We start from the raw sequence: 24197 nt of genomic DNA, 5'->3' as shown, positions 1-24197 counted from the left end.
ACATAAATTTACTTAATGCAGATTGCTGATTTAAGTTTTAAAAAAGTCTTTTGCCCAATTCCTTTAACTTGCATAAGATCTTCAACCCGCTTAAAAACACGCAACTTTTTACGCATATCTAATATTCTTTGAGCCATTTTTGGCCCTATACTTTTTAGAGTTTGTAATTCTTCCAACCCTGCTGTGTTTATATTTATGCAACCGCTTTTATCTTTGTTGACACTATTATTTTTGCTTATATCATTTTCATTAATTTTGTGCGTGCTATCACTAAAATCTTCATTTTTATTTTTAACAGTTAAATCTTTAGTCTCATTTGTATGTAAGTCTTTTTTAGAATCCTCTTTAGAATCATTGCTATATTCATCATCATCTTTATTATTTGATTCAAATTTTTTACTTAAAGATTTAACTTTAGATTCTCTCTGTGCTTGATAAGAATAAATCTTGTTATAAGTTCTAGATTGACATATGAGCATGGTTAAACTTGATGCTAAGAATACTACGAGAATTAGCATAATAGACAAAGCATGTACTGGTTTTATTCGTAATCTAACGAGATTTCTTGTTTCAAAATTATTTCGTTTATTAAGATTATCAATATTTGAAGCAGAATCTTTTGAGCTTATGCAAAAATCAGCAAGCTGATAATCTATAGAATTGTTTTTCTCTTGTGCCAATATGCGATTTTTAGAATCATCATTCAAAGTATTTTGCAAATAATTTGAATTTTCATAATTATTATTTAAAGCATCAATAGCTGCCAATCTTTCTAGAACGTTACTATTGTTTTTGTTCATTTTAACCACCTCCTTCGTTTCAGACTATTTATTTTTGATTGTTAAATAAAAAAAAAGATGCTTACCTCCACTATTAAATGAAGATAAGCATCTTTCAAGTAAAATTAACCAATGTGGTTAAAGGCTATTTTGCCTAGAAAACATTAAGTTTCAGCTTTCATCTGGCACAATAGACACAATCTTTGGTGCTTTCACGATTACCTTGCGCGGCTTCTTTCCACCCAAGCGATCAGCTACGGCCTCTAAAGCAAGCTTTTCAAGCTCACTAGCATCAATATTCGGGTCAACTTCAAGCTTTGCGCGAACCTTGCCCTTGATTTGTACAACAGCTGTAACAGTATCCGCACCAACGTAGCGGGAATCTTCAACTGGCCAATCTGCGTGAGCAATCGACTTAGTATGTCCAAGCTTGCTCCACATTTCTTCACAAATATGCGGTGCAATTGGAGAAAGCATAAGAACAAGCGGCTCAACTGCTGCGCGAGGCACGTGAGGCAGAGACGTTAAGTGATTATTCAACACAATCAGCTTAGCAATCGCAGTGTTTGGACGCATTGCTTCCATTTCTACAGTTACTTCTACAATCGTGTTGTTAAGAAGCTTTAGCGTCTTTTCGTCCAAAGCATCTTCTGTTACTACGCAAGCGCCAGTTTCTTCGTTTACAACGTTACGCCACAAGCGTTGCAAGAATCGCATGCCTCCAACAACGTTACGCGTATTCCATGGGCGAGACTCAGAAAGTGGACCCATGCTCATTTCATACAAACGGAACGTGTCTGCACCGTAGTTTTCGTACATGTAGTCTGGAGTCACAATATTCTTTAGGCTCTTACCCATCTTTCCAAACTCGCGATTCACGGTTTCGCCGTGCCAAGTAAATGTTGGCTCACCAGCGCCGTTATTAGCGCCTTCCTCAACCTCATCAGCTGGCACGTACTGCCCGCGCTCATCCGTGTAAGCGTAAGCCTGAATCATACCCTGGTTAAACAAGCGATGAAAAGGCTCAGCAGAATCAACGTAACCCAAGTCGTAAAGCGCCTTATGCCAGAAGCGCGAGTAAAGCAAGTGCAAAACTGCATGCTCTACGCCTCCAACATAAAGGTCAACGCCTCCAGAAACATGTTCCTTGCCTGGTCGATTCGTACCCATCCAATAGTCGTATTCGTCGCTGTCAACCATATGCTCAGCGTCGTTTGGATCCAAGTAACGCATGTAATACCAGCATGAACCAGCCCAGTTTGGCATAGTGTTGGTGTCGCGATAGTAGGTTTTTACACCGTCACCAAGATCAATCTGAACTTTAACCCAATCCTCGTTTCGGCTCAAAGGTGCTTCAGGCTCAGAATTTGCATCGTCTGGAGCGTAAGTTTTTGGCTGATAATCTGGAACGTCTGGCAATGCAATTGGAAGCTCACTATCCGGCACAAGGTGAGCAACACCATCCTCATCATAAACGATTGGGAATGGCTCACCCCAGTAGCGCTGCCTAGAGAACAGCCAATCGCGAAGTCTGTAAGAAACTCTACCAACGCCTACGCCTGCTGCTTCAAGCCAAGTCGTCACTTTTTTAATAGCTTCATCTACGCGCAAACCGTTAATAGACAAAGCGTCACCGAGCTTATAAGTATGCTCCACAGAAGAGTTAATAACAATTCCATCGTGAGAAACAAACGGAGCTTTGCCATCATAATCTTCTAGCTTTTCGACAGAATCAGGCAAAGGCTTAACAGTGTAAATTACAGACAAGCCGAAAGCTTTAGCAAAATCATAATCGCGCTGGTCACCGCCAGGAACTGCCATAATTGCGCCCGTTCCATAACCCATAAGCACATAATCTGCAACAAACAGCGGAAGTTTTGCTCCAGTTACAGGATTAATTGCGTAAAGACCAGTAAACAAACCAGTTTTTGCACCAGCGTCTTCCGTACGATCTTTAGCGGTTTTAGCGCGAGCTTGAGCCTGATACTCTGCCAATCCTTCCTTAAGGCTTGCGTAGCCACCCTTCCAGCTTTCTGGAACGCTAGCTTCCCACGCTTCTGGAACGTGCTCAAGAATCGGGTGATCTACAGAAACAACAGCAAAAGTTGTACCAAAAAGCGTATCTGGACGAGTAGTGTATACTTCCAAATCGCGCGTTTCACCATCTGCACATTCAACTTCAAAATGCACGGAAGCACCGTGAGATTCGCCAATCCAGTTTCGCTGCATAAGCTTAACTTTTTCTGGCCAATCAATAGTATCCAAATCTTCAACCAAGCGATGAGCATAAGCTGTAATTCGCATGGACCACTGACGAAGATTGCGCTGGAATACTGGGAAGTTTCCGCGCTCAGATTTACCTTCTGCAGTAACTTCCTCGTTTGCAAGCACAGTTCCCAATCCTGGACACCAATTTACAGGAGACTTAGAAATGTAAGCAATGCGGAAGTCATTCAACACATCCGCTTGCTCTACTTTATTGAGCTCTTCCCACTTTTTGTCAGCAAAACCAGGAATTTCGCGCTTTGCGCTCTTAAACTCATCAACTAACTCAGCAATTGGTCGAGCAGAACCTTTACCGCCATCTTTGCGTACAAAATCAGGGTCATACCAAGCGTCATAAAGCTTCGAGAAAATCCATTGAGTCCAACGAACGTAGTTTGTATCAATAGTTGCAAAAGATCTACGATCGTCAAAGCTCAATCCCATGCGATGCAACTGCCTGCGCATATTTGCAATATTTGCCTCAGTAGTAATGCGAGGATGCTGACCTGTTTGAACAGCATATTGTTCTGCAGGAAGTCCAAAAGCGTCGTAGCCCATCGCGTGAAGAACATTCTCACCCTTCATACGGTGATATCGGCTCACAACATCCGTTGCCAAATATCCAAGAGGATGTCCAACATGCAAGCCCTTTCCAGAAGGATAAGGGAACATGTCCATTGCAAAGAAAGAAGGACGGCCACAAGCCAATCTGCCTTCGCCATCCTTCAAATCGCCCTTAACATTAGCAGCCCAGAACGTGCCCTGCTCGTCCCAAGTCTTTTGCCAGCGCTGCTCAATATCTTGTGCGAGCTGCGCATTGTAACGAAAAGCTGGCTCAGCAATAGTAGCTTTATTGTCAGCTGTTGAATACTGTTGATCGTTGTCTTCCATAAACAAGCACTATAGCGACTCATATCGTCAATTTGCAACACTTTTTACAACTTTTAATCATATTTTATTGTGTTTTTTGAAAGTTTTAATGCACAATTCACAAAATACTCTTATTTAGCGTTTTTCATGAAAATCATTACTACAATTGTTTTAAACGTTCAACATAAGATTTTATTAAGAATAATGTGATTTAACGAGGTTAGTTATGAAAGTATCAAAGAACACACTTTTATTAATCGCATGTATTGTATGGTGTTTTGCTGGATTCAACATTCTTAGGATTGGTATTATTGCATACTCAAACTTTTTATCTCCTATTAATTTCGCTTTATCTTTAGCTGTTTTTGCAATATTCCAAGTGTTTATTTTCGGAAAACTTGTTAAAAAACATACTGCTAGGATTAACGCATACAAAGAAAACAAGCAATTTTTCCTTAAATTCTTTGACGTTAAATCTTTTATAATCATGGCTTTTATGATGACTTTTGGAATTGTTCTTCGTGCAACAAATATAGCTCCAGAACAATTTATAGCCGTATTTTATACGGGATTAGGTTCTGCTCTTACTCTAGCAGGATTGCTTTTTGGGTATCATTTTGCTAAAACTGCATGTCCGCGTTACAAAAACACTCATACTATGCAATAGCGCTTACAAACACTTGTAACAACATCAACATTACTAAGAAATATTTGACTATCACTCTACGTAAGGAAGTTACTATGAACCATGTTATGAAACGTTATATTAATACGTCTTTGTTGTATGCTGTCTTCGCCATGATTGGCGGCGTCTTTTATCGCGAATTTACAAAATTTAATGCTTTCCATGAAAAGACTGTGCTTGCTATAGTTCACACACACTACTTTATGCTTGGAATGGTTGTTTTTCTGTTACTCATACTATTTGAGAAAAACTTCAGTTTTAGTAACGAAAAAACTACGAGAATCTTAATAACTTATCATATTGGACTCAACCTAACAGCAGTAATGATGATTACTCGTGGAATTGCACAAGTAATGCGTCTACATCTCAGTCCATCTATAGATTTTTCCATAACTGGTTTAGCAGGAATCGGACACATCCTACTTGGCGTAAGTATTGTACTAATCTTATTGCAAATTAAACGCAGCATCGCTCATTGTGCTAATACTTCATTAGAATAGTGATGATAGGAATAATTTAGTTTATTCATAAAATATTTATTAAGTGTGTAACTATAAGCCGCATATGCTACTACATTAAGAAGGTTGCTATGAGTAATAACGCGTATAAAAAGAGTAGATCATACGCACCAGAACGATTCTTTGAATGCGAAGGTCGTGGCCTTAATTGGCTTCGAGAAGCTTACGACTATGGCGGGCCTAAAGTAGCTAAAGTTTTTGATTGGGGAAAAGACTACTTAAACATTGAACGCATTGAAGCTACAAGCCCTACTCCTTTAGCATCGTTTGAATTTGGAGCATCTTTGGCGCATATGCACGATTTCGGTGCGAAATATTTTGGGGAGCCACCTGCAGATTATGATGGCACATGCTATTTTGGACCATTAAGCGACCCTGTAAAAATGGATTGTGGCACTTGGAGTAATGTTATTGACTATTTGGCAGAAGGCAGACTTTTACCAATGGTAAATCTTGGTATTTCTAGAGGAAGCCTTACAAAAAGCGATTTAGATCTTACAAATAAAGTTATTGATGCTATGCCAGATTTGCTGGGAAAAGCATCTGAAGATAAACCAGCGCGAGTCCATGGAGACTTGTGGAGTGGAAATGTGCTTTGGACTAAAAGCGAAGATGGCGAACACACAGAAGCTGTTTTAATTGATCCTGCAGCTCACGGCGGCCATCGTGAGGAAGACTTAGCAATGCTGCAACTGTTTGGGATTAGCTATTTTAAGCAGATTTTAGATGGCTATCAATCTGTTCATCCATTAAAATCTGGTTTTGAAAATCGCATGACAATTTGGCAGCTCTACCCTATTGCTGGACATTGTGTCTTCTTTGGTGGAGGCTACGTTAGCGAATACCGAGATATGTGCTTGGATTTGCTTAATCGCTAAATTTGCATTAGATAATTTAATAGACACTAATATAAAAGTAAGCACAAAACTAAAATTTACGAAAGGCCTTAACTACTATGATTCGCACGCATAAGCATATTTTGCGCAAAACTATTGCTCTTGTAGTATCTAGTACAATGCTTCTTGCGATTTGCGCATGCGGATCGAGCAATGCAAAAAACGCATCGCCTAGCGCAAAGCCTCAAGTGAATCACGGCAACGTTATAGTTTTTACGCCTTCTGATGGTCTAAATTTAAGTAGAAAAACTCCATTAAGTACATGGGATAATCTTGTTCCAGAAATAGTAAAATCGTTAAAAAAGCAAGGATTTTCAGAAAATTCTATTACTACTAAATCGTCCAGCAGCTTATACGATCAAAGTCAAGATATTCAAGATTACGTTGTAAGCATGATTACATCTTTAAAAACAAAAAATTCTTCTAAAAATAAAAACAAGAAAACAAGTATCAGAGATATCCATAGCATCGTAAAAAAGCAACTTTCTAATACGACTATTGTTGTTGCTCCTTGGAGTAATAAAAACGGTAATAATAATTATGGTGATTACGTAACTCAACCCACAACACCTAAAGAGCAACTAAAAGAAGAAGATCTAAAATCACAAGAGGAAGCAGAAAATAGACTTACATCGTCATTAGATTTGGCTAAAAAAGCTGGCATGCATGTCGTTATGTTATCTAGGCTTACTAGAGATTTTAAGCCAGATGCATTCTTCAAACTTTCTTCTGCTCAGAGCATTGGAGAAATTCAAGCGTATACTCTTGTGCAAAAATTAGCATTAAATCAGGCTTCTAAAGATAATCCAAAAAGCGTAGAAGTACTTTTGCCTTGCCACAATCAAAAACAAGATGTTCATATGCATTTTGGAGTAAATACTCATGGTAATTCAGATTCTGATAATTCAAGTTCCAAAATTCAAGAATTTGATGATGAATTCGCGCGACTTGCTTTTGCTGGAATCTGGAAAATTCTAAAACCTTATTTCACATCTGGATTAATGATTTCACCTTCTGGAAAACTTAGTAAGGATTCAACAGAGAATGACTGGGAAAATGCTGCTTTCGACGCAGATAATTCTGACTCTGTTAAGGCAGAACTTAATTCGAGATTAGTAATAAAGAATGATAACGGAACAACTTCCACAAAACACGTAGATGGCATTATTGCTTTAGATGATCAAGTTGTTATGCAAGTGGAAAAAGCTCTTGAAGACCTTGGGTATAAGGGAAGCTCTGCGGATATCAACCCTTCCTTTACTCTTCCAGATATAATCGGAAGCTTTATAGGAAAACGAAATTTGACTAAGAAAAAGGTTCCAACGCCTGCTTCTACTGCGAAAAATAATGAATCACAAAAATCTAGCACAAAAAATAATGATTTGAATTCATCTGAATCCAATAAAGAGAATAAAAATACTGAAGATTCTGAGCTTAAAGATTCAGCGAATGAATTGTTAAATGACTCAAAATGGCCTGTTATTACTGGCTACGGCGCTTACAAAGATGCTTTACCAAATCTTGTAAATGGAAAGCAATGGATGACTTCTATCGAAAACATTCAGAAAATCTCTACTGATGTTGCTCAAGAATGTAGTTCTCTAAATGTTAATGGAAAATTATCTCAACTCGAAGATATTTCTATTTTTGTAAATAACAGTGGATCAGAAAAAGATATACCTGTAATAACAGAACCAATTCTCGCTGTAAGCGCAACTAATCTTAAAGCTCTTTTGATTGACCCTGGATACGTAACTCTTGCAGATGCAGGACTGTAAAGTACGTTATTTTCTTGGTCTTGGAGCGTAAATCTTATTTTCGATAAGATCGTTATAACGTTCTATAACCGCATTGCGCTTTGCTTTAAGGCTTGGTGTAACTAAACCATTTTCTTGAGTAAAAGCATCTGGAACAATCTCAAATTTTCTGATTGATTCTGCTCTAGAAACATTAGAATTTGCTTTAACTATGCTTTGTTCTACGGAACTTATGACGATTGAATTTTTTCTTGCCTCTTCCAGCGAGCGCACTGGGCTTGCTCCTCGAGATTTCAGCCAAGAATTCACTTCTGCAAGATCTAACGCAATAATCGCAGAGATGAAAGGTTTTCTGTCTCCAATAACAACGCATTGAGAAATAATTGAAGAAGTCATAACTGATGCTTCGAGTATGCTAGGTGAAACGTTTTTCCCGCCAGCTGTTATTATCAGATCTTTTTTGCGACCAGTAATTTTTACAAAACCGTCGGAATCTAAAGATCCGAAGTCTCCTGTATGCAACCATCCATTTACTATTTGTTTTTCAGTTATCTCTGGATGATTATGATATCCTTTGCAAACAGCGGGACTTTTAATACAAAGCTCTCCCTCATCATCTATTGCTACAGACACTCCCTGTACTGGCAAACCAACTGTTCCGATTTTATAGCCTTTCGTTGGATTTACCATTGACGGAGCACATGTTTCTGTCATTCCGTACCCTTCGAGAATTGGCAATCCCATGCCATTGAAGAAATGCGAAATCGATTTGTCTAATGGTGCTCCTCCTGAAACACCATATTCAACGTCTCCTCCAAAAACTTGCAAAATTGAGTTGTAAACGAGCTTTTTACATAAGGAGTGGCTTATAGCCAGCATTGGCGAAATCATTCTCCCCGATTGTTGAGCTTTTGACCATTCTTTTGCTACTTTTACGCTTTGAGCAAATATAAATCCTTTTACTCCTCTACCAGCTTTTTGAGAGGCAGCATTGTAGATTTTTTCAAATATTCTAGGTACACCAAGTATGAAAGTTGGTTTAAAACTTTTAAAATCACTTAGTATTGTTTTAAGGTTGCTTGACAATCCAAGTGTTACATTTCCAGCAAAACAGAAGAACTGCATAAATCTTGCAAATACATGTGCTAAAGGAAGGAATAAAAGAAGTCTTGGTTTGCCTTTTAATGCTATATCTGGCATGGAAAGCATTCCAGATTTTGCTATAAACACAAAATTTCCGTGCGAAAGTTCTATACCTTTCGGGTCTCCTGTAGATCCAGATGTGTAAACGATTGTAGCTAGATCATCGCCTTTAACAGCTTTTTCTCTTTCATAAAACTCTGAGTCTGTAACTGTTTTTCCATACTCAATTAGCGCATCTATTGCGTCTCTGCTTAATACATAGACATCGTTAAGGCTTGGACATGACTTCTTTGATATTTCCACAGTTTCACGCATATTTTCATCTTCAACAAAAATCATGCTTACTCTAGAATCGTTAATAATATTTTCTATTTGCACTGCAGAACTTGTTTCATAAATTGGCACTGTTAACGCGCCTATAGACATTATTGCCATATCAAGCACAGTCCACTGCCATGAAGTATGCGCTATTATCGATATGGTATCTCCCGGCATCACACCGTGTGCTATGAATCCTTTTGCTACCGATATAACCAAATCTTTAAAGTCTTTAGCACTGTAGGAATTCCATTCCCCGTCGCGTCCTACATACTCAACCAATGAATCGTTCGGCTTACGTTCTACGCGACTTTCAAGAAGCGAAAAAATGTTTGCATTGTAATCAATTTTCTCATCGAGATTACGAGAATACTTTTGCATATTCGCTCCCTAATATGTTTAAGAAAATCTTATGTAATAATCTTAGGTCAATGTCTTAAGCCCAAGACTCTTATTACACTATACGACACGCATTTTACAGACTATTTTTTTCTTCTTTTGTCTCTTCTTTGGGCTTTAAAATTATTCGTTTTTTCGCTACCATTTTCCTTGGATTTGCATAAGTCCTGTCTCTTCGTTTTAAACCCCATTGAATACACAAATTGTCACAATGATCTGATCCAACTGTTACGTAACCAAAAAATTGACCTTTTCTAACAACTGTTCCAACTGGTAAATCCGTATATGCTGGCTCAAATGTGGAAGACAAAACTCCATGTTTGATTGTTACAACAGATTTTCCAGCCACAAGTCCAGCAAAATTTATTATTCCATCTGATGGAGCATATAGCTCAGTTCCTTCCTCTGCTCGCAAATCAACTCCTCTATGACCTGCGAGCCATGGTTTTGCTGGAGCATCAAAATCTTTAATAATGTTTACATTTTTTACTGGCCATACCATCCTTGATTTACAATTTGTAGTTTCTTTTAGTGTTGAAGCTGTTGAAACTTGACTAACTGTATTCGCGACTATTTTTTGCTTTTTACCTACAAAAGATTTTTCTATGCAACCAGCGTCAAATGAAGATACACTATAATCAGTTTGATTCGATTGCAAATATTCATACTCAATACTTTTGTTTATTGTAGGATTTATGCAACTATGAATAATCAACATGATTACAATCAGAATAATAAAAATCAGTATTCTAACAAATTGTGATTTTTGTTTTAATATAAATTTTTTGACTTTTAAGATTCTGGGCTTAATCATTTTTAAATCAAATATTTTTCTCATGATATTTTATTTTTCTCCTTTCATAAATCAAATTTGTTTTATGCTTCAACAGCAAAAATCTGCATTCTTTAAAGGTTTTCGCTTATATTTGAAAGTTTTTCACAAAATTCTTTTTTTAGGAACACTTTTTTATCAATGTGGTTAAAGCGTACAAATCATTGGTATTCCAACGATTATGAGTTTTCGACACGCCCAAACACGCTATATTTGCATATCATAAAATTCCGTGTAATATAAATGTCTTGTGCACGGCACACAGCCAAGCGCAAAGGATATTCCTGCGTAGCTCAGTTGGCAGAGCGTTCGACTGTTAATCGAATGGTCGCTGGTTCAAGCCCAGCCGCAGGAGCCAAGAAAACCACCAGCAAGTCTGGTGGTTTTTTTGTTTTGAATTTATTTGAATATTGTATTCTAATGAATCGCAAATGATATCGCTTGTCTTGCAAATCATCAAAAATGCTACAAACTACAAGGGTCACGTACTTAGTTTGGCGTAAACTATAAGTGTTGTTTTGCAAAAAGCAATTCTTGGCGAAGATTGATAAAAACAGAGGATGATACATGTTAGAAAACATCTCCGAAGCCACGAATAATGGTCATAAAAAGAAGATGATAATTCTCATTGCTGGCGTCATTGTATTAGCTTTAGTATTAGGCGTTGGTGGTATTTGCTGGAGCATTCAGCACTCGTCTCGTATGAAAGAAGCTAGAAAACAGTGCGAAATTAAGGTTGCACAAGTTAGCAAAGCAAGCCAGTCATGGAAAAAACTTACTAAAAATTCTCTTCTTATCTCTTTTGCTCAAGATAACTCAGAAAATGGAAAATTACTTGCTAAGCTTTTGAAGCAGCGTTTGCCAGAAACAGTTGTATGCAATGCTAATTCTCCAGAAGAGTTAGGGTCTCAGGGAGCTCAAGCTATAGCTGCAACTCAATGGTATTCTGACAATGCTCAGCGTATTCGTGGAGTGACTTCTGCAATGATTGATAAGCTTTCTGCAGCATCTACAGATACTACAGCGAATGCACAGGAAAAGCAGAAGGCTGAAGAAAGCCAGAAGGAACTGCAGAAGATTACTGCTCCTGTTATTCGTATAGCTCCTAAGGTAAAGCGTAAGCCGAATATTATTATTCAAAATATTCCTCCTACTCAAGAAGAAAAAGTTCAAGCAGATAACGCCATGCAGAAAAAGATTGAAGAAGCAAAGCGTCAAGCTGACGAGCAAGCTGCTAAAGCTAAAGCAAATGCAAAGGCTGATGCAGAAAAGAGACGTTTAGAATTAGAAAGAAGAAAGCGAATTAGGGATGCTGCCGAAAATCTACAGAAGCAGCTAGAAGAACAAGCTAAGAAGCAAGCTGAAGAACAAGCTAGGAAGCAAGCTGAAGAGGAAGAGAAAAAGAAGGAAGAAGAAAGAAAGCAGACGGAAGAGGAAGAGAAAAAGAAGGAACAGCCAGATCCTAAAATTTCTAACGACGGAGACAAATAATAACCTCTGTTAATCAATATAAAAATGCGCTCAGCAAAATCACTGAGCGCATTTTTTATATTCTAATCACTTTGTTAAATCAACTTGATCTAAAGGAATAACCTTAGTGTGGTACTTAATCTTGTATCCAACATAAAGCACAATGAACAGAGGCACAGACATATAAGTTATGCCAATTGCTTGCCAATTAAGCGTGTGGAATGATTCAAGATCTTGGCCAACAATAACCAAAATGCACAATACAAGAGCCACGATAGGACCGAATGGATACCACTTAGCTTTATAAACAAGATCGTCCAAAGACTTTCCTTGAGCAATATACGCTTTGCGGAACCTGTAGTGCGCAGCTGCGATTCCTGCCCATGCAATAAATCCAGTCAAACCACTTGCAGCAACTAAGAACATGTAAATTTGAGTTCCAAAAATACTCATCAAGAATGTTAAAAGAGCTACAACAAACGTTGCAACCAAAGATTGCATTGGAACACCTCTTCTATCTACGTTTCCAAACATCTTTGGAGCGTGATTATCTTTTGCGAGGGCGTAAAGCATTCTAGTAGAAGCATACATTCCAGAGTTTGCTGCCGAAATAACAGATGTAAGCACAACGGCATTCATGATTGTGGCTGCAATCGCCAATCCTGCGCGCTGGAATACAAGAGTGAATGGGCTTATAGAAATATCGCTAGCTTCCGATCCAAGCAAACTTGGGCTTGTGTATGGAATGATGCATGCGATTACAAAAATTGCAAGAATGTAGAACAAAACAATACGCCAGAACACTTGCTTTACAGCCTTTGGAATGCTCTTATCTGGTGTTGCAGATTCACCTGCTGTAATGCCAATAAGCTCTGTTCCCTGGAACGAGAATCCTGCAATAGCAAACGCACCTAAAACAGCTGGGATTCCGCCAGCAAATGGAGCATTCTTATGAGTAAAGTTGCTTAGAAATGGTGCTTTTCCGCCTAAAATTCCAACAATCGTAAGCAAACCAATAGCAAGGAATATAATAACTGTTACAACTTTAATAATCGAAAGCCAATACTCGGTTTCTCCAAAGCACTTAACAGTAAGAATATTAATCAAAAGAATAATAACAAGAACTGTTAGCGAAAACACCCATATTGGCACATTAGGAAGCCAATATTGCAAAACGATTGCTGCAGTGCTTATATCTACAGCAACCGTGATTGCCCAGTTAAACCAATAATTCCAACCCATTGCAAATCCTAAAGCTGGATCAATAAACTTTCCAGAATAAGATGCAAAAGACCCGCTAATTGGCATATATGTTGCCATCTCTCCTAGAGATGTCATAAGAAAATAAACCATTATGCCGATTGCAGCATACGCTAAAAGCGCTCCCCCTGGGCCTGCCATGTGGATTGTTGCGCCACTAGCTACAAATAAGCCTGTTCCGATGCTTCCACCCAAAGCAATCATGGAAATATGGCGTGTTTTTAGACCGCGATGAACGGTTTGAGATTCAGTAGTTGATGAACTGTTGTTATTCATTGTTTCCTCCTTTTGACAATATTCAAACAGAGGTAAACAGGCAACAGTATGCATGTCGATAGCACTCCGCAGCAAATTGCCAAAATTGCTGCGACAGTCCTTGGCTTATTAAGCCAAGTCCCAGCTTGTAAGCTAGAAAGAATAACCTACAAACTTCGGCGCTCTCCCCTTTTGCAAATCACTTAACGCCTCTTTCTGGCTAATGATTGCTACTCTTGTTGAGCGCGACCTCTGGTCGATGTGTTTCATTATTGAGATAGGCAAAGACAAACTCTAGACACTAACCGATATTTATTCAGATTAGACTATATTTTCTATTTATTTTGATTATTTTTTTCTGTATTTTTTATGGCTTTATCGGAAATTTTACGACTATATGCATTATGTCTGCGATATTTACTTATTTTTATTGGCGATTTGCGGTTCATTGCACCAAAAAGCGTTAAATCAAACTTTACAGACATTAATCGCATCGCAACTACTAGCACAACAATAAGAGTATCTAAAATCATCTCTGTAATAACGTCAAAACATCCTGCACGTTGTGCTTTTACAACAAATACCGTCAAAACACACCCAACTGCAGCAGGAAGCGCATACCAATGCTTATCTCGAACAATTACAGGAACTTGATTCAAAACCATATCTCGAATTAATCCACCACCAAGAGCTGTAGCCATGCCTAAAAACACAGACGCCATTCCAGACATGTGAAAATCCAAGCCTTTAGCGGTACCATTTACAGCAAAAAGCCCCAATGCTAAAGCGTCAAGAGTTAACATAAGCCATTTCCACTCATCAATTTCTAGATGAGCGAAAGCAACAATAACACCCGAAGCAAGACCAGTAAAAACAAATCCCCTATCTGCAATTCCAACTGGCGGCAAAGCTCCAAGCAGAACGTCTCTAACAATTCCGCCACCCAATGCTGTAAGCCATGACGTTGTGATTATTGCAAAGATATCATAATTCTTGCGAATAGCCCACATTCCGCCAACCATTCCGCAGCAACCCATAGCAATGTATTCAACAACAAGGAAGAAAATGTTATCTCCTAAAGCCCCTTCCACAATATTTCCTTTCCAAGGTTAGTTAAACACTTAAAAAACAAAATCCGCCTAATAAGCCTATAACCAATTAAGCATACAATTAGCGCGCCACCTTTTATAAGATATAAAAAATGACGCGCCAAATACTAAAAACTCTAACGGATTTAAAACGACTTTTAAATAGCTCTTAAACAGCTTTTAACTAGTCGCACACCTTCCACATCCAGTTGTGAGTATCTTCAACATCTCCAAGCTGAATACCAAGCAATTCATCACGCAAAGCCTGAGTCAACTCACCAACTCCACCATCAGCAACCTTAAGATCGAAGTCATCTGACTTAAAGCGACCAATAGGCGTAATAATCGCAGCAGTTCCGCAGGCAAAGACTTCAGTGACCTCACCAGAGCGAATATCGTCAAGCAATCCCTGAAGTGGAATCATAGTTTCAACAACCTTGTGACCCGCTTCTTCTGCAAGCTGAATAATAGAACGACGTGTAACACCTGGAAGAATGCTACCAGTAAGAGATGGAGTTTCCAAATGACCATCCTTGTGCAAAACAAACACGTTCATTCCACCAAGCTCTTCCAAATAGGTCTTAGTTGCTGCATCAACGAAGCAAACCTGTTCGCAACCGTGTTCAATACCCTTGTATTCACCGAGCAAGGAAGCCGCATAATTTCCACCACACTTAGCAAAACCAGTACCACCAGGGCCAGTGCGGAACCACTGATCTTCAACCCAAATACTAACTGGCTTCAAGCCACCTTTAAAATATGGTCCTGACGGAGAAGCAATAACACAATATTCAACCTCATGAGCTTCTCGCACACCTAGGAACGGCTCGGAAGCAAACATGAACGGACGCATATAAAGAGTATATTCGCGTCGGCTTGGAACCCACTCTTTATCTCGCTTAACTAAGGCTGCAACAGATCCAATAAAATCGTCGATAGAAAGATCTGGCAAATACAAACGCTTCGCAGAATTCTGGAATCGTGCCGCATTAATATCTGGACGGAAAAGCCAGATGGATCCATCAGTTCGCTTGTATGCTTTTAAACCTTCAAAGCATTCTTGGGCATAATGCAACACAGAAGCACCTGGATCCATTTTTAATGGCCCATAAGGCTCAACACGTCTATCCGACCAGCCTTCTCCCTTGGTCCAAGACATATGGACCATATTGTCGGAGAAAATCTGACCAAAAGCAGGCTTATCAATCAGCTCTGCTCGCTTTGCATCCGAAACAGGATTATCGTTAGGCAAAACAGTAAAATTGCCAGCCAGTTTGTTCAACAGATCAGAATCACTATGATCGTAAGAATCATAGGCATTTTTAAAGTCTGGAGCAACCTCTAAATCAGCCATTATGTCTCTTTTCCTAATTTGCGATATTACTTGTATTTTTATTATTGCTTTTATTGCAATTAATGGTATAGATTAGTACGATTCTCGATTAACGCAAGACTGTAAACAGATATTTTTATAGAAAAAAGACTAATTAAACCAAAAATCTTACGAATTGCAACAAAAAATTAACATTAAATACGTAAAAAATAAACTCGCAGCGTAACATTTGTGCCTCTGGTGGGACTCGAACCCACAAGCCCGTAAGGGCGTCAGATTTTAAGTCTGATGCGTATGCCAATTCCGCCACGGAGGCAACAGACAATTATTATGCCATATAATACAATTAAAAACAACTCAGCGTGTGGCGAGAATTCTACGACCCAAATCTAACGTGATTCCATCTAGTAAACCATGCTCACTAGCAACAAAAGTATCTAGAACTCCACCATGGTCTTCATACGCCGCTTTTGCAAGTCGTTCAAGTACACGACTCAACACAACTGCACCTCCACCAACAACATCAATTCTTCCAGGATGAATAGTGGCATAAGTACGTCTACGTTCTCTTGTCATATGCAAGAACCTGTCATTAACTGTATACGCCTGATCCAACGCGATTTTTACTCCATCAACAGCCTTATGGTCATAATGCTTTAATCCAATAGCAAGGGCTGCCATAGTTGTAACAGTGCCAGAAACACCAATAATCGTGCGAGCTTTACCAGCGTTAACATGCTTAAAAGCTTCGTCTATATTTTTGTCAATATCTTTTATAGCACAAGAAATTTCTTCTTCTGTTGGAGGGTCTGTATGCAAGTGTCTCTCAGTCATTCTAACGGAACCAATATTCATTGAATACGCGGAATCCACTTTATCTTCCGCAATATTCACGCCGTCTCCACCAAGAACAATCTCAGTAGACCCACCACCTAAATCTACAACAACATAAGGGGCTTGCAAATCTTTTCTAGAAACAACACTTGTTGCTCCCAAAAAGCTCAAAGCAGCTTCTTCTGTTCCGCTAATAACTTCAGGGCGTACGCCAAGCTCATCAAACATCATCTGTTCAAAAATGTCTCTATTTAGCGCATCCCTAGTTGCAGATGTTGCTACAAAACGAATAGCATCTATTTTGTGTTCGCTAAGCACTTTTGCAAATTCTTTGGCAGCAGATTTAACTCTCTGCAAAGCATCTTCAGCAAACATATGCGTTTCGTCGATTCCCTGACCAAGCCTTACAACTCTAAGCATTCTAGGAACAACATCGCGCATACCATTAGCATTAACTTTTGCAATTTTTAATCTAATCGAATTCGTTCCACAGTCAATTGCAGCTACGCAAACCGATTTATTAGTTCCAATGATTGTATTGGTGCTAAAAGATTTTGTATTTAATAATTTCTCAGTCTCAATTTCATCAGCATCATCACTCCAAGGAGTAGTGCACTTACAAACATTAGGGTCAAATTCATTTTTTACCTTGCTTAACACCATATCGCCAATAGGATTCACACCTTTGCCCATTACAAGACTTTGCGCAAGCAAGGCATGCAAACACTTAACACGAACAGGCATACCCCCAGCACTCATATCTTTAATATGCTCTTCACTATCTTCTAATCGAATAGCTAATTCGTGACGAAACTCTAAATAGTATTTATGTGCCTGCTCATATTTTTTAGCAACATCATTGTCATTATTCAATAAATTGTTGCATTCCTTCATAAAACCTTGTGCTTCAAGATGCGAAGCTGCTTTAACCGCTTCTGGACTTGTTAAGTAGCAAGTAGTTGGAAAAGGAGTTCCATCTTCTAAGCATGGTCTTGTAATAACAGCAAGAGGACGTCCACAAGCGCATCTAGCTCCAACTGCAACCATGCCCCTAGGGAATCTTCCCAATTGACGTTTAACAATGTCTTTATCTGCATCACTTGCAGGGTTTTCCAACAAACTATCCACTAAGGATTGTATATTCAAATCCATGTTTTTAACTCCCCTATGCATTTGCATGATTTTAAAATAAAGTACTTTAATATTTTCTTACTACTGTCTACTTGTATTACTCTGTTTCTTATCTGTAGATTTTGACGATTTATTTTTCTGATATTTATTTTGCTGGCGACTTTTATCCATTTTATTATGCTTAGAAGTCTTATCCTTATTAGAATCGTTAACGTCATCGTCTTGAGATTTCATACTCATATCATCTGGCTTATCTGCTTTATGAAGTGAATAGAACAAATCACTATACCAAGGAAGAGCTTTTCTTTCCTCATACTGTGATTCATCTTTATTAAATGATTCTGGCACAACTCCTGTAACAGCTTCTGGGTGTTCAACTCTAACAGCCTGCTCTCCAGGGAATATGAATCCTAGCCTATCCCTAGCTTGTGCAGTAACATACGCTTTATCTTTCCAGCGATCAATATTATTATCCAACTCCTGTTTTTTGTCTTTTAGAGCAGCCTCATCTCTTTGCAAAGCGTGTAATTCAGCCAAGCTTAACGCATAATTTCGAATTGTTGAAACAAATTCTATAGAACAAAGAAACGCCACTACTATCATAAAAACAAATACGAACGAACCAGAAAACAGCCTTTTTTTCTTTGGCTGATTTGATTCATCAACTGTACTTGTTGCCGTGCGGCGATTTCTCAAAACCATACTTCTAAGTTACTTTAAATATTCGACGTGTAAATACACCTTATATTTACTTTTAGTCTAAAAAATCATTATTACACAATATGAATAACATACACGCTAAAATACAAAAATTGTGACCAGCTATCCACATAGGAGCTGGTCACAAAATCATACTCAAAATTCTTTAAAACTTAGATTTCCAACTATTCCATTTGAGCCTTGCTCAAAATTGTATCTGCAGAATGCTGCAACTTTTGCAACTCTTCTTCAGTCAAATCAAGCTTGCACTGCTCAATAATGCCATCTCGACCAACAATCGCTGGATAAGAAAGATAAGAATGATATTCTTCACGATAATTGGATACAGGCATCTGTTCTCTAGAATCCGTCATTACAGCATTCACTAAACGAACAGCTGCTGCAGCAATACCGTAGTTGGTATATTTCTTTCCATAGAACACAGTGAAACCGCCTTCGCGAGTTTCATCATCAACAGCATCCAAGTCAATGTTCTTTTCCTCAGCAAGATCAGTAATTGGCTGCTCTAACACTTTTACCGTAGACCATGCAACGAACTGTGAATCGCCGTGCTCGCCTAAACTATAACCCTTAACTGCCTTAGGATGAACTCCGAAGAACTTTCCTACAGCACGATGCAAACGGGCAGAATCAAGAAGAGTGCCAGTACCAATAACTCTTTCGTATGGAAGTCCAGTAGCTTCCTTGTAGAGCTGGCAAATAGCATCACAAGGATTAGTGATATCTATCAAAACGCCATGGAATCCAGAAGCTTTAATTTTTGCACCAACTTCTGCAACCTCTTTACGGTTATACTTAAGCTCCGCAAAACGATCTGGATGAGGAACATCCAAAAGTTTTATATGACCCAATGCGCTTACGATTACTTCTACGTCTTTTAATGCTTCATAATCATTTACTGTAATATTAACGTTAAAAGGCACATTATCCATTGAATCTTCAAAATCAAGAGCATCAGCCTTAACTTTTGCTTCATTTGAATCATAAAGATACAAATCGTCAACGTGACCACCAATAATGAGCTGATGGGCTACTGCAGCACCAACATTACCCATGCCTATAACAGCGACTTTTCTCATATGAAACATCTCCTTCTGTTTTTAGTTTTTCATAAAAATAGCACTATTTTGGAGATAATGAAAGTAATTTTAGAAAAATTTTTTTAAAATTTTAAGAAATCATTGAAAATATACAAAAACGGTCAGCCACATTTTATTGCGGCTGACCGAAAATAAACTTCAGCTCAAAGCTTAAAAAGCTTAAACAAGTCTTATGAAGAACTTATAAAAGCCCTAGTATATTACTTCATATACTTCTTGCAAGCCTTGAATGCGCTGTAACCAGCATACTGAGCGGTAGAGCCAAGCTCTTCCTCAATCTCAAGCAAGCGGTTATACTTAGCGATACGCTCACCACGAGCAGGAGCACCAGTCTTAATCTGACCAGTGTTCTTAGCAACAGCAAGATCAGAAATGGTTGTATCTGGGGTTTCACCAGAGCGGTGGGAAACCATAGAAGTAAAGCCATTCTTGGTTGCAAGCTCAATAGCGTCGAGGGTTTCGGTAACGGAACCAATCTGGTTCAACTTTACGAGCAAGGAATTAGCTGCTCCAAGCTCAATACCCTTAGCCAAACGCTTTGGATTGGTGACGAGCAAGTCATCGCCAACGAACTGCAAACGATCACCAAGACGCTTGGTGATTGCTGCCCAATCATCCCAGCCTTCTTCCTGGAATGGATCTTCGATGGAAACGATTGGATACTCGTTGATGAGCTTCTCGTAGTAATCAAGCATGTAAGCAGATTCGCGCTCTTCGCCGTCGAAACGATACTTGCCAGTTTCCTTGTTGTAGAACTCAGAAGAAGCAACATCGAGGGAAATACCAATCTGCTTGCCTGGCTCGTAACCTGCAGCTTCGATTGCATCCATGATGTACTTCAAGGAATCTTCGTTGGACTTCATCTTTGGAGCGAAGCCACCTTCGTCACCAAGACCAGTAGCCAAGCCTTCCTTCTTCAAAACGTTCTTTAAGGTGTGATAAACCTCAACACCAGCGCGCAAAGCATCGCTGTAAGTTGCGAAACCGTATGGAGAAATCATGTATTCCTGAATATCAGTTGCAAAATCAGCGTGAGCGCCACCGTTCATAATGTTCATGTTTGGAACTGGAAGAATATGTCCGTTAGTTCCGCCGATGTAACGATACAATGGAAGCTCTGCAGATTCAGCAGCTGCATAAAGAGCAGCAAGAGAAACGCCAAGAATAGCATTTGCGCCAAGCTTACCCTTGTTTGGAGTGCCATCAAGCTCAATCATGGTTTCATCAAGAGCACGCTGGTCAGAGGCATCCATGCCAATAACCTTTGGAGCAATTACTTCATTAACAGCCTTAACTGCTTCCAAAGTACCCTTGCCCTGATAACGGGACTTGTCGCCATCACGACGCTCCCAAGCCTCAGCCTCACCAGTCGAAGCACCAGAAGGCACTAAGCCAATACCCTGAGCGCCATCTTCGGTCTCCAAATAAACCTGAACGGTAGGATTTCCACGAGAATCCAAAATTTCGCGTGCATATACGCTTTCAATAGCTGCCACAACTACTCCTTATTCATTTTGTTGGTTGTGTAACATATTCAAGATTAATGCGTTTTATGGACGTTATTTCGTAGCGTAAGTCGTTAAAGATACAAGCCTATATAATCTAAGCGTTTCGCGATTTGTCCATGCCTTTATACGATAATAACAAACTGACACGGGGTGCAATTATTTAATTGTAATTGCTGAGATTATACCCGTCGAACCTGATATAGCTAAAACTATCGAAGGGAATGTCGTTATGAATAACCTTTTTAGCGCGATTGCAAAACTGCATCATAAAGCTTTTATTTCTTTAAAAGCTTGGCTTTCTACTATAGCGATTCTTTTTTTATGGTTTTTAACAACCTTAACTCCTGCCGAAAATCGCGCTTTGCCATCTCCAAGCGAGGTAATAAAAGCATTTGTTGACTTAAACAACGAAGGAATATTACTACCGTCTCTTGCAATAAGCATATTTAGAGTTGTAGCTGGTCTTCTTTTAGGAATTGCTTTTGCTTTGCCATCTGGAATCATTTCTGGCGGAAGCAAAATAGGAGAATCAGTAATAAATAAACCAAGTCATATGCTCAGATCCATCCCATTCCCAGCATTAGCACCTTTATTGATCATTTTTCTCGGTGTGGACGAAATGATGAAAATAATGCTTATAGCGCTTGGTGTTTTTGGACCAATGTATGTCAATATTCGAGATGGAGTAAGGAACATTGACCCTAAACTAATAGAACTTGCAAAGGCTTATAACGTTAAAAAATCGACTGTTTTTACAACAATTTTTATGCGAGGAACACTAGCTAATTTTATGACAGGATTGCGATTTTCAATTTCCGTAGCATGGGTTGCTTTAGTTACTTGTGAAACAGTTAATTCTTCAATAGGAATCGGATATATTCTTTCTAGAGCTCAACAATTCTTTAGACCAGATCAAATGATGGCATGCATTATTTTATATGCGATTGCAGGACTTGGATCAGAAGTTACTGCAAACATATTCGAATATTGGCTTATGCCAGAACGCAGAGTAAATAGAGAATCTTAACAAAGAGTTGATTTTAGAAATTCACGTAAATAAAGAATTTATAAAATCCTCTGTGAATTTTAGAGATACTTTTAACGATACTTTTAAAAATAAGTCAATTTTTATAAAAATTTAATCAACAAAATTTAATCAACAACCAAATAAACCAAATAAGAAAAACACAAAATAAAGGTAAAGGAGCCAAATCATGGCTAATTTCAAAATACAAATTGCTAGCAAACGCTCTATTGCAGCAATATGCGCTTTTTGCGCAACTATCGCTCTTGCATCTTGCGGCGGAGCTCAAAAACCTGCAAATAACTCCCAATCTTCTAGCAAAGATACGGGAATAATGAGGGTTGCTTATCTTTCTACAGCAAACTATTTAACAACGTTAAAAAATGAAAAATTCCTTCAGGAAGAATTTGGAAAAGCAAAAGTCACCTATACTGGACCATACACTCCAGTTGATGGTCTTACCGCAGTTATGAGCGGAAGCGCTGATGCAACAACTACTGGAACTGGACGATTTATTGATTTGATTGCAGAAGGTCAACCTTGGGTTGCATTTGCGCTCGAATATTACAATGGTGATTCTCAAGGAATCGTTGCATCCGCAAAAAGCGGCGCAAAAACACTAAAAGACTTATATGGAAAGAAAGTTGCTATTATTCACAACGGTGATACTGGCGATTACATGCTTCACCGCGCATTCGATAAAAGCGGATTAGACGTTTCTAAAGTGCATAAAGTAGAGATGAGCCCTAAGAACTTCCAAGCAGCATTTACATCTGGACAGATTGATGCAATTTCCTCATTCGATCAGAATCTTGCTGCAGCGATGACAACTCCTGGGTCAAAATTACTTGTTAACGCTAAAAAGTATGGCAACATGAATGTTACCATTCACATTGTTTCTAGAAAATTTGCTAAGAAGCATCCTGAGCTCGTTAAAAAAATGTATAACGCCCTTGTTCGCGAAGCTAATAAGTCGCATAAAGAAAAGAATGTTATTGGGAATGCTTATAAGCAACTTGGAGCAAGCGATACAATCATTAAGCAGATTGAAAAATTCGATAATCCAACAATTAAGCCAATCGATAAGAAAGGCTTAGAAATGATGAAGGTTCAGGCAAAAGAATACGTAAAATATGGTTTAATTAAGCAAGCTCCAACAAACTTGGATGATTCCGTAATGGATTGCAGCAAGTAACCTAAACCTTTAAAATACGCTAAATAATTTTCAAAATCAAAACACAGTAGGAGTTAATATGAACATTCAAAACAATGAAAATAATGCTAATAATGTCAACAATTCCTACTGTGTTTCTTTAACGCATATTGAAGTAGCATTTGACGACACTTATAAGGTTTTGAAAGATATTAATTTAAACATTAAGCAAGGCGAGTTTGTCTCACTTATTGGCAGATCAGGTTGCGGAAAAACAACGCTTCTTAAAGTAATATCTGGTTTACTAAAACCTACAAGCGGCAGTATAAACGTTACAGACATGCAGGCTATAGGATTCCAAGATGCAAGATTAATCCCATGGTTAAAAATTGGTGAAAACGTTGTTTTTGGTCTTTCAGACAGTAAAAACAATCTTAAAAAACTTGCAAATAATGCTCTTAGCAAAATGCAATTAGAAGAATACGCCAATAAATGGCCTTCTCAACTTTCTGGCGGTCAAGCTCAACGCGTCTCTTTAGCTAGAGCATTAGTAAGAAACCCAGAGCTATTGCTTTTAGACGAACCTTTCGGCGCATTAGATGCTTTAACAAGACTAGACATGCAAGATCTTCTAGCTAAGCTAAGAACACAAAACGGCTGGAGCACAATCATGGTTACTCACGATATTGCGGAAGCCGTAAGATTATCAGATCGTATTCTAATGCTTCAAAATGGCGTAATATCAAGGCAATGGAATATCGATAGAAGCAATGTTGATTCGCAAGGAAGACCTACAAATCATGTTTCTATTGAAGATGATTTAAGACTTGCCTTAAAGTGACATGTCCACTATTTAAAA

Annotated in this window: 19 protein-coding genes, 2 tRNA genes and 2 riboswitches; of the genes, 9 read left to right on the top strand and 12 right to left on the bottom strand. The window is 38.6% G+C overall.

Annotated elements, in window-relative coordinates; all coding sequences use genetic code 11:
- Positions 1-8: 8 nt before the first annotated feature.
- Both HXT60_RS02700 and leuS read right to left on the bottom strand, forming a co-directional pair.
- Positions 9-800 (bottom strand): ComEA family DNA-binding protein, encoded by a 792-nt coding sequence (locus HXT60_RS02700; protein WP_004117231.1) that lies wholly within the window; start codon positions 798-800, stop codon positions 9-11.
- Between the two features lie 150 nt (positions 801-950).
- Positions 951-3935, bottom strand: coding sequence for a leucine--tRNA ligase (gene leuS / locus HXT60_RS02695; RefSeq protein ID WP_410311283.1), 2985 nt, complete (start codon positions 3933-3935; stop codon positions 951-953).
- Positions 3936-4140: 205 nt separating this feature from the next.
- Between leuS and HXT60_RS02690 the strand changes: the two genes are divergently transcribed.
- The 4 genes from HXT60_RS02690 (at position 4141) to HXT60_RS02675 (ending at position 7791) form a co-directional block, all read left to right on the top strand.
- A complete protein-coding gene (locus tag HXT60_RS02690) occupies positions 4141-4581 on the top strand; it encodes a hypothetical protein (RefSeq protein WP_004111796.1) in 441 nt (146 codons plus the stop codon).
- A 74-nt stretch (positions 4582-4655) separates the two neighbouring features.
- Positions 4656-5099, top strand: a complete 444-nt coding sequence (locus HXT60_RS02685) for a DUF2871 domain-containing protein (protein WP_004111798.1) — start codon at positions 4656-4658, stop codon at positions 5097-5099.
- A gap of 89 nt (positions 5100-5188) precedes the next feature.
- Entirely contained in the window at positions 5189-5995 is an 807-nt protein-coding gene (locus HXT60_RS02680; RefSeq protein ID WP_410310781.1) for a fructosamine kinase family protein, read from the top strand.
- 77 nt (positions 5996-6072) lie between these two features.
- A complete protein-coding gene (locus tag HXT60_RS02675; RefSeq protein ID WP_004111800.1) occupies positions 6073-7791 on the top strand; it encodes a hypothetical protein in 1719 nt (572 codons plus the stop codon).
- Between the two features lie 6 nt (positions 7792-7797).
- Here the strand turns inward: HXT60_RS02675 and HXT60_RS02670 are convergent, their stop codons facing one another.
- Both HXT60_RS02670 and HXT60_RS02665 read right to left on the bottom strand, forming a co-directional pair.
- Complete coding sequence (locus HXT60_RS02670; protein WP_004111801.1) at positions 7798-9612, bottom strand: AMP-dependent synthetase/ligase; 1815 nt, start codon at positions 9610-9612, stop codon at positions 7798-7800.
- 94 nt (positions 9613-9706) lie between these two features.
- A complete protein-coding gene (locus tag HXT60_RS02665; protein WP_004115249.1) occupies positions 9707-10468 on the bottom strand; it encodes a M23 family metallopeptidase in 762 nt (253 codons plus the stop codon).
- Positions 10469-10744: 276 nt separating this feature from the next.
- Between HXT60_RS02665 and HXT60_RS02660 the strand changes: the two genes are divergently transcribed.
- Both HXT60_RS02660 and HXT60_RS02655 read left to right on the top strand, forming a co-directional pair.
- Positions 10745-10820, top strand: a tRNA-Asn gene (locus HXT60_RS02660).
- 209 nt (positions 10821-11029) lie between these two features.
- Entirely contained in the window at positions 11030-11953 is a 924-nt protein-coding gene (locus tag HXT60_RS02655) for a hypothetical protein (RefSeq protein ID WP_009994097.1), read from the top strand.
- Between the two features lie 66 nt (positions 11954-12019).
- Here HXT60_RS02655 and HXT60_RS02650 read toward each other — a convergent pair whose 3' ends face one another.
- The 8 genes from HXT60_RS02650 to eno all read right to left on the bottom strand — a co-directional run bounded on the left by HXT60_RS02650 (position 12020) and on the right by eno (position 21149).
- Positions 12020-13468: an amino acid permease gene (locus tag HXT60_RS02650; RefSeq protein WP_174142830.1), complete on the bottom strand. Its 1449-nt coding sequence runs from the start codon at positions 13466-13468 to the stop codon at positions 12020-12022.
- Positions 13469-13519: 51 nt separating this feature from the next.
- A riboswitch (Lysine riboswitch) is annotated at positions 13520-13711 on the bottom strand.
- Between the two features lie 71 nt (positions 13712-13782).
- Positions 13783-14538, bottom strand: a complete 756-nt coding sequence (locus HXT60_RS02645; protein ID WP_004111813.1) for a trimeric intracellular cation channel family protein — start codon at positions 14536-14538, stop codon at positions 13783-13785.
- 181 nt (positions 14539-14719) lie between these two features.
- Complete coding sequence (locus HXT60_RS02640; RefSeq protein ID WP_004111815.1) at positions 14720-15889, bottom strand: branched-chain amino acid aminotransferase; 1170 nt, start codon at positions 15887-15889, stop codon at positions 14720-14722.
- 211 nt (positions 15890-16100) lie between these two features.
- Positions 16101-16184 (bottom strand) — tRNA-Leu (locus HXT60_RS02635).
- Positions 16185-16225: 41 nt separating this feature from the next.
- Positions 16226-17854, bottom strand: coding sequence for a DUF501 domain-containing protein (locus tag HXT60_RS02630; RefSeq protein ID WP_004138270.1), 1629 nt, complete (start codon positions 17852-17854; stop codon positions 16226-16228).
- Positions 17855-17914: 60 nt separating this feature from the next.
- Complete coding sequence (locus tag HXT60_RS02625; protein WP_004111819.1) at positions 17915-18535, bottom strand: FtsB family cell division protein; 621 nt, start codon at positions 18533-18535, stop codon at positions 17915-17917.
- A gap of 182 nt (positions 18536-18717) precedes the next feature.
- Complete coding sequence (locus HXT60_RS02620; protein ID WP_004111821.1) at positions 18718-19632, bottom strand: L-lactate dehydrogenase; 915 nt, start codon at positions 19630-19632, stop codon at positions 18718-18720.
- 221 nt (positions 19633-19853) lie between these two features.
- Positions 19854-21149, bottom strand: a complete 1296-nt coding sequence (gene eno, locus HXT60_RS02615) for a phosphopyruvate hydratase (RefSeq protein WP_004111823.1) — start codon at positions 21147-21149, stop codon at positions 19854-19856.
- A 148-nt stretch (positions 21150-21297) separates the two neighbouring features.
- A riboswitch (TPP riboswitch) is annotated at positions 21298-21400 on the top strand.
- Between eno and HXT60_RS02610 the strand changes: the two genes are divergently transcribed.
- The 3 genes from HXT60_RS02610 to HXT60_RS02600 all read left to right on the top strand — a co-directional run bounded on the left by HXT60_RS02610 (position 21391) and on the right by HXT60_RS02600 (position 24179).
- The gene (locus HXT60_RS02610; protein WP_004115260.1) at positions 21391-22188 is read left to right on the top strand and encodes an ABC transporter permease; all 798 of its coding nucleotides are present in this window, start codon (positions 21391-21393) and stop codon (positions 22186-22188) included. It overlaps the preceding riboswitch by 10 nt.
- A 187-nt stretch (positions 22189-22375) precedes the next feature.
- Positions 22376-23380, top strand: coding sequence for an ABC transporter substrate-binding protein (locus HXT60_RS02605; protein ID WP_004111826.1), 1005 nt, complete (start codon positions 22376-22378; stop codon positions 23378-23380).
- Positions 23381-23438: 58 nt separating this feature from the next.
- Positions 23439-24179 carry an ABC transporter ATP-binding protein gene (locus HXT60_RS02600; protein WP_020759520.1) on the top strand — a complete coding sequence of 247 codons (741 nt, stop codon included), beginning with the start codon at positions 23439-23441 and terminating at the stop codon, positions 24177-24179.
- Positions 24180-24197: the final 18 nt, after the last annotated feature.

The sequence above is a fragment of the Gardnerella sp. KA01002 genome, assembly GCF_049244015.1.
Classification (GTDB): Bacteria; Actinomycetota; Actinomycetes; order Actinomycetales; family Bifidobacteriaceae; genus Bifidobacterium; species Bifidobacterium vaginale.
The sequence above is the reverse complement of the archived record's forward strand: the minus strand, read 5'-3'. Positions and strand labels throughout refer to the sequence as shown.